This is a genomic window from Streptomyces pathocidini (genome assembly GCF_001418495.1).
Lineage (GTDB): Bacteria > Actinomycetota > Actinomycetes > Streptomycetales > Streptomycetaceae > Streptomyces > Streptomyces pathocidini.
On the sequence record NZ_LIQY01000187.1, the window covers coordinates 1 to 10,993 of the forward strand.

8 protein-coding genes and 1 pseudogene are annotated in these 10,993 nt (G+C 74.1%); 2 read left to right on the forward strand and 7 right to left on the reverse strand.

Features of this window, described 5'->3' with window-relative positions; genetic code table 11:
- The 5 genes and pseudogenes from AOK16_RS10950 to hrcA all read right to left on the reverse strand — a co-directional run.
- A pseudogene (locus AOK16_RS10950) lies at window positions 1-1,031 on the reverse strand (PD40 domain-containing protein); the annotation flags it as partial.
- A gap of 108 nt (window positions 1,032-1,139) precedes the next feature.
- Complete coding sequence (locus AOK16_RS10955) at window positions 1,140-1,874, reverse strand: 16S rRNA (uracil(1498)-N(3))-methyltransferase (RefSeq protein ID WP_055472061.1); 735 nt, start codon at window positions 1,872-1,874, stop codon at window positions 1,140-1,142.
- Complete coding sequence (locus AOK16_RS10960; protein WP_055472062.1) at window positions 1,871-2,959, reverse strand: nitronate monooxygenase; 1,089 nt, start codon at window positions 2,957-2,959, stop codon at window positions 1,871-1,873. Before AOK16_RS10960 ends, AOK16_RS10955 begins: the two co-directional genes overlap by 4 nt.
- Window positions 2,960-3,343: 384 nt before the next feature.
- The gene (gene dnaJ / locus AOK16_RS10965; RefSeq protein ID WP_055472063.1) at window positions 3,344-4,477 is read right to left on the reverse strand and encodes a molecular chaperone DnaJ; all 1,134 of its coding nucleotides are present in this window, start codon (window positions 4,475-4,477) and stop codon (window positions 3,344-3,346) included.
- A complete protein-coding gene (gene hrcA, locus AOK16_RS10970; RefSeq protein ID WP_055472064.1) occupies window positions 4,478-5,494 on the reverse strand; it encodes a heat-inducible transcriptional repressor HrcA in 1,017 nt (338 codons plus the stop codon). It lies immediately after the preceding gene.
- Between the two features lie 213 nt (window positions 5,495-5,707).
- Here hrcA and AOK16_RS10975 point away from each other — a divergent pair, with 213 nt between their 5' ends.
- Window positions 5,708-6,487, forward strand: a complete 780-nt coding sequence (locus AOK16_RS10975) for an MBL fold metallo-hydrolase (protein WP_055472065.1) — start codon at window positions 5,708-5,710, stop codon at window positions 6,485-6,487.
- 47 nt (window positions 6,488-6,534) lie between these two features.
- Entirely contained in the window at window positions 6,535-7,377 is an 843-nt protein-coding gene (locus tag AOK16_RS10980; protein WP_055472066.1) for a DUF3097 domain-containing protein, read from the forward strand.
- 163 nt (window positions 7,378-7,540) lie between these two features.
- Here AOK16_RS10980 and hemW read toward each other — a convergent pair whose 3' ends face one another.
- Window positions 7,541-8,773: a radical SAM family heme chaperone HemW gene (hemW, locus tag AOK16_RS10985; protein ID WP_055472067.1), complete on the reverse strand. Its 1,233-nt coding sequence runs from the start codon at window positions 8,771-8,773 to the stop codon at window positions 7,541-7,543.
- A 122-nt stretch (window positions 8,774-8,895) separates the two neighbouring features.
- Window positions 8,896-10,785 (reverse strand): AMP-dependent synthetase/ligase, encoded by a 1,890-nt coding sequence (locus AOK16_RS10990; protein WP_055472068.1) that lies wholly within the window; start codon window positions 10,783-10,785, stop codon window positions 8,896-8,898.
- Between the last annotated feature and the right edge of the window lie 208 nt (window positions 10,786-10,993).

Below are 10,993 nucleotides of genomic sequence, written 5' to 3' on the forward strand. Positions count from 1 at the left end.
TCGGCGGCGAGCGCGCGGGCCGGGCCCTCGCGGTGGGTGACCCAGTGGATCGAGCCGCGCACCTCGACGGCGCTGCCGCGGCCCGTACGGTCGGGCCGGGCCTCGCCGAGGTAGGCCGGGGCGTGCACCGGGCGCGGCTGGAGGTCGGCACGCTGCCCGCCGAGGCGGATGTCGAGGCGGCGCGGCTCGGCCGCTTCCGACACCGAGTCCAGCAGCCAGAGTTCACCGGCCGAGGCGTAGCTGACGCGGCTGCCGTCGGTGGCGGCCTGGCGGGCGTAGAAGCCGCCGAGCGGGGTGTGGCGGCGCAGGTCGGAGCCGTCGGGCAGGGAGGAGTAGAGGGCGCCGGTGCCCTCGTGGTCGGAGAGGAAGGCGATGCGCTCCCCCACCCACAGCGGGCACTCCAGGTTCCCGTCCAGGTCGGCGTGGAGCCGCTCGAACGCGCCGCCGCCGTCCGGGTCGAGCCACAACTTGCCCGCGGTGCCGCCCCGGTAGCGCTTCCAGGCAGCCGCCTCGCGGCCCATCGTGGCCGACAGCAGCAGCACGGCCCCGCCGGGCCCGTACGCCACGTCGCCCACCGGCCCGTACGGCAGGGTGCGGGCCGGGCCGCCGTCGAGGGGGACGGCCCGCGCCCAGGTGCGGCGCAGGGAGGCCTGCCCGTACGTGCTGATGGCGAGCACCTCGGCGGGGGCGCCGCCGGTGGCGGCGGGGGCCCCGTCGACGCCGGCGCGGCCGCCTTGGCCCGAAGTCCAGCCACGTACGGCGGTCTTGGCGCTGCCCCAGTACGTGAGCCGGGTGGACCGTCCGCCGTCGACCGGTGCCACGTGCACCTCGGGTGCGCCGTCCCGGGTCGAGGTCCAGGCGATGCGCTCCCCGTCCGGGGAGATCCGCGGGTACGAGACGGGCATGTTGTCCGCGCTCACCCGCCAGGCCCGGCCCCCGTCCAGAGGCGCCGCCCACACGTCGTCCTCGGCGGTGAAGGCGAGCAACTCGCCGTGCGGATGCGGATGGCGGAGATACGAAGGCAGCGTCACCCCGCCACGATAATCACGAGCCGGGGCCCCCACCAGCCGTTCCCCCCGTACGCGGGTCGTGGTTCGGCCACCGCCCGAGCCCGCCCGGCCACGCCGGGGCCCCGGCCGCTAGGACCAGCGGCCGGTGCGGCCCAGGAGGAGAGCCGTCGCCGCCGTGCCTGCGGTGGAGGTGCGCAGGACGGTCGGGCCCAGCCGGTACGGGTGGGCGCCCGCCGCCGCGAAGGCGTCCAACTCCTCGGGGGCGACGCCCCCTTCGGGCCCCACGACCAGGACGATGTCCCCCGAGGCGGGCAACTCCGCCGTGGCCAGCGGCGTACTCCCCTCCTCGTGGAGAACGGCCGCGAACGCGGACCCCGCCAGCAGCTCCCCCACCCGGTGCGTGGTCATCGGCTCGTCCACGACCGGAAACCGCACCCGCCGCGCCTGCTTCCCCGCCTCCCGCGCAGTGGCCCGCCACTTGGCGAGCGACTTCGCCCCTCGCTCCCCCTTCCACTGCGTGATGCAGCGCGCGGCGGTCCACGGCACGATCCGGTCGACGCCGGTCTCCGTCATGGTCTCGACGGCCAGTTCGCCCCGGTCGCCCTTGGGGAGCGCCTGGACGACGGTGACGCGCGGCGCGGGCTCGGGCTCCGCGCGGACCCCGCAGACCGCGACCACCAGCCGGTCCTTGCCCTCGGCGGCGCGCACCACGCCCGCCGTCCAGCGCCCGAGGCCGTCGGTCAGCACCACGTCCTCGCCCGGCCGCAGCCGCTTCACCGAGACCGCGTGCCGCCCCTCGGGCCCGTCGAGCACGAACTCGGCCCCGTCCGGGACCTGTTCGACCACGAACACCGGCGCCGTCACGACACGGCCCCCGGCCGGACTTCGCTCCCCGCCGGGCCGCGCGCCGCCTCCAGTTCGGCGACCAGGACGTCGACCAGCTGCCGAGCGGGCAGTTCCCGCGCCAGTCGGTGCCCCTGGCCCGCCCACAGCGCCATGCCCTGCGGATCGCCCGCCGTGGCCGCGGCCTTGCGCAGCCCGGCGGTCATGTAGTGGATCTGCGGGTACGCGGCCGGGGCGTACGGGCCGTGCTCCCGGATGAAGCGGTTGACCAGGCCGCGCGCCGGGCGGCCGGAGAAGGCCCGGGTCAGCTCGGTACCGGTGAACAGCGGGTCGGTCATGGCCCGCTTGTGGACGGTGTTCGCGCCCGACTCGGGGGTGACGAGAAAGGCCGTGCCGAGCTGGGCGGCCGCCGCGCCGGCGGCCAGCACGGCCGCGATCTGCCCGCCGTTCATCAGCCCGCCGGCCGCCACGATCGGCAGCCGCACGGCCTCGCGCACCAGGGCGATCAGCGTCAACAGGCCGATTCCGGCGGCCTGGTCGGCCCGCGGGTCGTCGTGGTGCGTGCCCTGGTGGCCGCCGGCCTCGGCCCCCTGGACGCACACGGCGTCGGCGCCCGACCACTCGGCGGCCTGTGCCTCGGCCGGGGTGGTGACGGTGACGACGGTCAGCGTCCCGGCCTTGGCGAACGCCTCCAGCACGCTGCGGGACGGGCAGCCGAAGGTGAAGGACACGACCGGCACGGGGTCGTCGAGCAGCAGCGCGAGCTTGGCCTCGTACGCGTCGTCGGTGCCGCGGTCGGTGTCGCCGAGCGGCGTCTCGTACCAGGCCGACTCGCCCGCCAGCTGCTCGCGGTAGACGGCGATGGCGGCCGGGTCGGCGGCGGAGGGCTGCGGCATGAACAGGTTTACGCCGAACGGCCGCTGGGTGAGCCCGCGCAGCCGCTTGATCTCCTCGTACATCGCCTCGGGCGTCTTGTAGCCGCCCGCCAGGAACCCGAGCGCACCCGCGTCCGCCACGGCCGCGGCCAACTCCGGCCGCGAGGCACCGCCGGCCATGGGGGCCTGCACGATCGGATACGCGGACAACTCACCGAACACGGAGGACATGCCCACATGGTGTCACGAGCCACCGGCGCTCAGCGGGGCGGCCCTGACCACCGCTCGCCGCCGAGTCGACGGTCCGACCGCGCGGGGCGGCCGACCACGGCAGGGCCGGTTCGGCGCCGCCGAACTCCTGCGTCCGGCCGCCGCGGCCGGTGCTCTTCCGCCGCGGCGGCGGGCGGACGCCTGGCCGCCCCGCCCCGGACAGGACTCGCTCCCGCCTCCGGCGGAAACACTCCCGCCGCCGCGGCGCGCGACCACGGTGGCGGAGCCCGGGTGGGGGCACCTCCCAGCGGTAGCTGGGGGAGCCCAACTCGCCGCAAGTTACGCGGGCTTCGGGAAGGCGCCCGACTACCGCGACCGGGCACCCCGGGAATCCGCCGGAAGGGCTTACCGCCCGTTGAAGGCGTCCTTCAGGCGGGAGAAGAGGCCCTGCTGGCCCGGTTGGAAGTGGCCCGCGGGGCGCTCCTCGCCGCGGAGTTCCGCGATCTTGCGAAGGAGCTCCTCCTGCTGCGGGTCCAGCTTCGTCGGGGTCTGGACCTCGACGTGGACGATCAGGTCGCCCCGCCCGCCGCCGCGCAGATGCGTGACACCCCGCTGGTGCAGCGGGATGGACTGCCCGGACTGCGTCCCGGGCCGGATGTCCACCTCTTCGAGCCCGTCCAGCGTCTCCAGCGGGCACTTCGTGCCCAGCGCCGCCGCCGTCATGGGGATGGTGACCGTGCAGTGCAGGTCGTCGCCGCGGCGCTGGAAGACCGGGTGCGGCAGTTCGTGGATCTCCACGTACAGGTCGCCCGCCGGGCCGCCGCCGGGACCGACCTCGCCCTCGCCGGCGAGCTGGATGCGGGTGCCGTTGTCGACCCCGGCCGGGATCTTGACGGTCAGCGTACGGCGCGACCGTACGCGCCCGTCGCCCGCGCACTCCGGGCACGGCGTCGGCACGACCGTGCCGAAGCCCTGGCACTGCGGGCAGGGCCGCGAGGTCATGACCTGGCCGAGGAAGGACCGCGTCACCTGCGACACCTCGCCGCGCCCGCGGCACATGTCGCAGGTCTGCGCCGAGGTGCCCGGCGCCGCCCCCTCGCCGGTGCACGTGGTGCAGACGATGGCGGTGTCGACCTGGATGTCCTTCGTCGTGCCGAACGCCGCCTCGTCCAGCTCGATGTCGAGCCGGATCATCGCGTCCTGGCCGCGTCGCGTGCGCGAGCGCGGACCCCGCTGGGAGGCGGTGCCGAAGAAGGCGTCCATGATGTCGGAGAAGTTCCCGAACCCGGCGCCGAAGCCGCCCGCACCGCCCGCCGAGGCGCCGGACAGCGGATCGCCGCCGAGGTCGTAGACCTGCTTCTTCTGCGGGTCCGACAGCACCTCGTAAGCGGCGTTGATCTCCTTGAACCGCTCCTGGGTCTTCGGGTCCGGATTGACGTCCGGGTGCAGTTCGCGAGCCAGGCGCCGGAACGCCTTCTTGATCTCGTCCTGCCCTGCGTCGCGGCGCACGCCGAGGACGGCGTAGTAGTCCGTGGCCACTTACGACTCCGCCAGGATCTGTCCGACGTAACGTGCCACTGCGCGTACCGCTCCCATCGTTCCGGGGTAGTCCATGCGGGTCGGTCCGACCACGCCGAGCTTGGCGACCGCCTCGTCGCCCGAACCGTAACCGACGGCGACGACCGACGTGGAATTCAGTCCCTCGTGAGCATTCTCATGCCCGATTCGTACGGTCATGCCGGAGTCCTTGGCCTCGCCGAGCAGCTTCAGGAGCACCACCTGCTCCTCCAGCGCCTCCAGCACCGGCCGGATCGTGAGGGGGAAGTCGTGCCCGAAGCGGGTGAGGTTGGCGGTGCCGCCGATCATCAGCCGCTCCTCGGTCTCCTCGACCAGGGTCTCCAGGAGCGTGGCCAGCACGGTCGAGACCGTGCCGCGGTCCTCCGCCTCGAAGGAGTCGGCCAGGTCCTGCACCAGCCGCGGCACGTCGGCGAACCGGCGCCCCACGATCCGGCTGTTGAGCCGCGCCCGCAGGTCGGCCAGCGAGGTCTCGCCGAACGGCGCGGGACAGTCGACGACGCGCTGCTCGACCCGCCCGGTGTCCGTGATCAGCACGAGCATGAGGCGGGCCGGGGCCAGCGACAGCAGCTCGACGTGGCGCACCGTGGACCGGGTCAGCGACGGGTACTGCACGACCGCCACCTGCCGGGTCAGCTGGGCGAGCAGCCGGACCGTGCGCCCCACGACGTCGTCGAGGTCGACGGCCCCGTCCAGGAAGTTCTGGATGGCGCGGCGCTCGGCCGGGGACAGCGGCTTGACGCCCGCCAGCCGGTCGACGAACAGCCGGTAGCCCTTGTCGGTCGGGATGCGGCCCGCGCTGGTGTGCGGCTGCGCGATGTAGCCGTCCTCCTCCAGGACCGCCATGTCGTTGCGCACGGTGGCCGGGGAGACGCCGAGCCCGTGCCGCTCGGTGAGCGCCTTGGAGCCGACCGGCTCCTCCGTGCCCACGTAGTCCTGGACGATCGCGCGCAGCACCTCGAGTCTGCGTTCGCTGAGCATGCGCGCACCTCCCATGTGGCTTCCCGGGCTCGTTCCCCGCTCGCGGGCCTGGCACTCACCTGCGCCGAGTGCCAGCTCCTCCCGAGCCAGTGTACGGCGGGGTGGTGGCGGCAGGGCAAGGCCGGACCTGACCCTGTGGACAACGCCCCGCGACGAGGCCGTCCGTGGTCCCGGCAGCGGGCAACGGTACCGGGCTGCGACTAGCGTCGTCGTATGGACCGCACTTGGGAAGAGGAGCGCGCCGGGAACGGCTCCGAGGAGGCGGCCTGGCGGGCCGCCGGCTGGGAGCCGCTCGCCCCCGGCGTCGCGCGCCGCCGGCTCCCCGGCTGGGACGCGACCGCGGGCGTGGTCCACGGCCCGGCGGCGGTGCTGGTGGTGGACGCGGGCTCGTCCCTGCGCGAGGGGGCCGGACTGCGGACGGCCGCCGAGCGGGTCCTGGGCCGCCGGGTGACGCATCTCGCGCTCACCCACCCGCACTTCGACCACGTCCTGGGCGCCGCCGCGTTCACCGGGGCCCGGATCTACGGCGCGGTTCGGATGGACCTGATGCTGGGCGGCGAGCGGGGCCGGGCGGCGCTGCGCGAGGACGCCGTGTCCCACGGAGTGGACCGGGAAGCGGCCGAGGAGGCGGTCGGGCTGCTGCCCCGGCCCGGCCACCTGATCAGCGGGGATCTGGCGGTCTCCCTGGGCGGCTGGCGCGAGGCGGTGCTGGCGAACGTCGGCCCCGCGCACAGCGGCCACGACCTGGCCGTCCTGGTGCCCGGCCGCGCGGGCGCCCCGAACGTGGTCTTCTGCGGCGACCTGGTGGAGGAGTCGGGCGAGCCGCAGGCCGGGCCCGACGCCGTACCGGGCCAGTGGCCGGCCGCCCTGGACCGCGTCCTGGACCTCGGCGGCGAGGACGCGCTCTACGTGCCCGGGCACGGCGCGGTGGTCGGCGCCGCCTTCGTCCGGGCCCAACGTGCTCGGCTGGCAAGCCGGTTCGGCGTGTCGTAGCGGGGATCCGGATGCGGCCCGGCGACCGCCGCATTAGGGTCTGCCGGATGCGCAGCCGTCATTACGGGCCCGATCTGACCCCGCCGTGGAAGAAGCCCGCGCCCGTCCCCGAAGTGCCCGCCGAGACCGACCTCGTGGTCGAGGAGGTGTCAACCGGTTTCTGCGGAGCAGTGGTTCGCTGCGAGAAGACGGCCCAGGGGCCGACGGTCACCTTGGAGGACCGGTTCGGCAAGCACCGGGTCTTCCCCATGGAACCGCGCGGCTTCCTCCTGGAGGGCCGCGCCGTCACGCTCGTACGCCCCTCCGCGGCTTCCCCGGCCCCCCACCCGCCGGCCCGTACGGCCTCGGGCTCGATCGCCGTGCCCGGGGCGCGGGCGCGCGTGGCGCGGGCCGGGCGGATCTACGTCGAGGGGCGGCACGACGCCGAGCTGGTCGAGCGGGTGTGGGGCGACGACCTGCGCATCGAGGGCGTGGTCGTGGAGTACCTGGAGGGTGTGGACGAACTGCCCGCCATCGTGAAGGCCTTCGACCCCGGTCCGGACGCCCGGCTCGGCGTCCTCGTCGACCACCTGGTGCCCGGCTCGAAGGAGTCCCGCATCGCCGCCGAGGTCACGGGCTCGGACGTGCTGGTGGTGGGGCACCCGTACATCGACATCTGGGAGGCCGTGAAACCTGCCTCGGTCGGCATCGCGGGCTGGCCCTCGGTGCCGCGCGGCCAGGACTGGAAGACGGGCGTCTGCCGCGGCCTGGGCTGGCCGGAGAACACGGGCGCGGCCTGGCAGCGCATCCTGGGCTCGGTCCGCTCCTACAAGGACCTGGAACCGGAGCTGCTGGGCAGGGTCGAGGAACTGATCGACCACGTGACCGTCGGCGGCCCTGAGCGGGTGTAACGCCGACCCGCGAACATCCGTTGTCCCGGGTGGTGGGCCGACCGGCCCGGCTCCGGTGAGCGGAGGTCCCCCCGTCGATCAGCTCGTCGACACTGCCGAGCAGGGCGTTGGCCCCGCAGACGCGGGGAGCCGTCGGCCCATCATCGTCCTTGACGAGCCCCGTCTAGTCGACCAGGTCCCTGACGACCGCGTCGGCCAGGAGGCGGCCGCGGAGGGTCAGGACGGCGCGCCCCTCCTCGTACGGGCCGGGGTCCAGGAGGCCGTCCGCCAGGGCGCGTTCGGCGGCGCGGGCGCCCGCCGGGGCGAGGAGGCCCAGCGGGCAGCCGGCGCGCAGCCGGAGCTCCAGGAGGATCCGCTCGACCCGGCGGTCCTCCGCCGCCAGCACCTCGCGGCCCGCGCCGGGCGTACGGCCCTCGGCGAGGGCCTGCGCGTACGAGCCGGGGTGCTTCGCGTTCCACCAGCGCACGCCGCCGACGTGGCTGTGCGCTCCCGGGCCCGCGCCCCACCAGTCGGCGCCGGTCCAGTACAACTCGTTGTGGCGGCAGCGCCCGGCGGCCGTGGTGGCCCAGTTGGACACCTCGTACCACCCGAAGCCGGCCGCCGACAGCGTCTCCTCGGCGATCAGATAGCGGTCGGCGTGCACGTCGTCGTCGGTCATGGGGACCTCGCCGCGCCGGATGCGCCGCGCGAGCTGCGTGCCCTCCTCGACGATCAGCGCGTACGCGGACACGTGGTCGGGGCCGGCCGCGATCGCCGCGTCCAGCGAGGCGCGCCAGTCGTCGTCGCTCTCCCCCGGGGTCCCGTAGATCAGGTCGAGGTTGACGTGCTCGAACCCGGCGGCCCGGGCCTCGGCCACGCAGGCCTCGGGGCGGCCGGGGGTGTGCGTGCGGTCGAGTACCCGCAGCACGTGCTGCCGGGCGCTCTGCATGCCGAAGGAGACCCGGTTGAAGCCGGCGCCGCGCAGCTCCTCCAGATACCGCGGGTCGACGGACTCCGGGTTGGCCTCGGTGGTCACCTCGGCGCCGGCCGCGAGCCCGAACTCGTCCCGGATCGCGGCCAGCATCCGGCCCAGATCGGCGGCGGGCAGCAGGGTCGGCGTGCCGCCGCCGACGAACACGGTCTCCACCGGGCGGGGGTCGTCCCCGAGCACCTTCCGCGCGAGGCGGATCTCCTCGGCGACGGTCTCCGCGTAGTTGTCGCGGGAGGCGAGGGCTCCGCCGGAGCCGCGCAGCTCACCGGCGGTGTAGGTGTTGAAGTCGCAGTACCCGCAGCGGGTGGCGCAGTAGGGCACGTGCAGATAGAAGCCGAGCGGCCGCCGGTCCGCCCCCTCAAGGGCATGCGGAGGCAGCGCGCCGTCTTGGGGCACGCTCTCACCATCGGGCAACACAGAAGGCATTCCCCCATTGTCCCCCGGCCGGAGGACCCGTCTCACCGGTGAGGCCCGGGGGCCGCTCGCTGAGGCCCGGGGGGCCGGTGCGTGAGGCCCGGGGGCGCTCCCCGGGCCTCACGCACCGGCGGCTACGACTCGCGGGCGCCGTCGTACATCTCGTCCAGGAGGTGGCGGTACTCGCGCTCCACGACCGGGCGCTTCAGTTTCAGGCTCGGGGTGAGCTCGCCGTGCTCGATGTCGAGATCCCTCGGCAGGATGCGGAACTTCTTGATCGTCTGCCAGCGCTGCAGCCCCTCGTTGAGGCGGTCGACATAGCCCGCGATCAGCGCCTCCAGCTCCTGGGAGGCGAGGACGTCCGCGTACGGCTTGCCCTCCATCCCGTGCTCCGCGGCCCACCCCGTCACCGTCGCCTCGTCGAGGGCGATCAGCGCCGTGCAGAAGTTCCGGTCGGCGCCGTGCACGAGGATGTTGGAGACGAACGGGCAGACGGCCTTGAACCGGCCCTCGACCTCCGCCGGCGCGATGTACTTGCCGCCCGAGGTCTTGATGAGGTCCTTCTTGCGGTCGGTGATCCGCAGGAACCCGTCCGGCGACAGCTCGCCGATGTCGCCGGTGTGCAGCCAGCCGTCGGACTCCAGCACCTCGGCGGTCTTCTCCGGCAGCCCGTGGTACCCCTCCATGATCCCGGGCCCGCGCAGCAGGATCTCGCCGTCGTCGGCGATCCGCACCTCCGTGCCGGGCAGCGGCTTGCCGACCGTACCGGTGCGGTAGTTCTCCCCGGGGTTGACGAAGCTGGCCGCGCTGGACTCCGTCAGCCCGTACCCCTCCAGGATGTGGATGCCCGCGCCGGAGAAGAAGTAGCCGATGTCGGGCGCAAGCGCGGCGGAGCCGGACACCGCGGCCCGCAGCCGCCCGCCGAACGCCTCGCGCAGCTTGGCGTAGACGAGCTTGTCGGCGACGGCGTGCTTGAGCGCGAGCCCGGTGGGGGCCGAGGCCGTGCCGGTGCGCCGCAGGTTGTCCTGGGTCGCCTTCGCGTACTCGCGGGCCACCCCGGCGGCCCACTGGAAGATCTTGTACTTGGCCCCGCCGCCCGCCCGCGCCTTCGCGGCGACGCCGTTGTAGACCTTCTCGAAGATCCGCGGCACGGCGGCCATGTAGGTGGGCCTGACCACCGGGAGATTCTCGATGATCTTGTCGATCCGCCCGTCGACGGCGGTGACGTGCCCGACCCCGATCTGCGCCGAGATCAGCACCTTGCCGAAGACGTGCGCCAGCGGCAGCCACAGGTACTGCACGTCCTCGTGGGTCACGAGCCCGCTGGCCTCGATGGCGCGGGCCATGTACGACCAGTTGTCGTGGGGCAGCCGAACCCCCTTGGGGCGCCCGGTGGTTCCCGAGGTGTAGATGAGCGTGGCGAGCTGGCCCGCAGTGATCGCGTCGATCCGCTTGCGGACGACGTCCGGGTTGCCCGCGAGGTGCTCGGCGCCGCGCCGCTCCAGCTCGGTGAGCGTGAGCACCCAGCCGCCGGGGTCGCCCTCGGCGGGGATCGCGTCCTCCTCGTTGACGACCACCACATGGGCCAGGTCGGGGAGTTCGGCCCGCCGCTCGCGCGCCTTGGCCAGCTGCGCGGCGTCCTCGGCGATCAGCACCCTGCTGCCGGAGTCGGCGAGGATGTACACGGTCTCCTCGGCGTTGGTGGACGGGTAGACGGTGGTCGTCGCGGCGCCCGCGCAGAGGATGCCGAGGTCCGCGAGGATCCACTCCAGCCGGGTCGCGGAGGCGATGGCCACCCGCTCCTCGGGCCGTACGCCCAGGTCGATCAGGCCGGCGGCGATGGCCAGCACCCGGTCCGCGGACTGCCTCCAGCTGAGCGAACGCCAGTCGTCGGGACCCTCACCGGACGCGGGGGGCACCGGGTACCGGAAGGCCTCGGCATCCGGCGCCGCATCGACCCGCTCCAGGAAGAGCGTCGCCACGGAGGGCGGCCGGTTCTCGATCAACGTCTGGGTGTCGCTCACGACTTCCTCCGTGCTCCACGGCAGCGCCTGGGCCACTGCGGGAGCTGGTAACTGGGAGCTGTTCTTCGGCCCAATATTTAACTGGCGAGTAACCTCGAGCAGGGATCAGGGTAGGCGCCGCCGGGCCTTAACGTAAGGGGTGGCCTCGGACCTCTTTGGCCGCGGGACACCGAACTCCCCGACCCACCGCCGGACTCCCTGCCCCCAC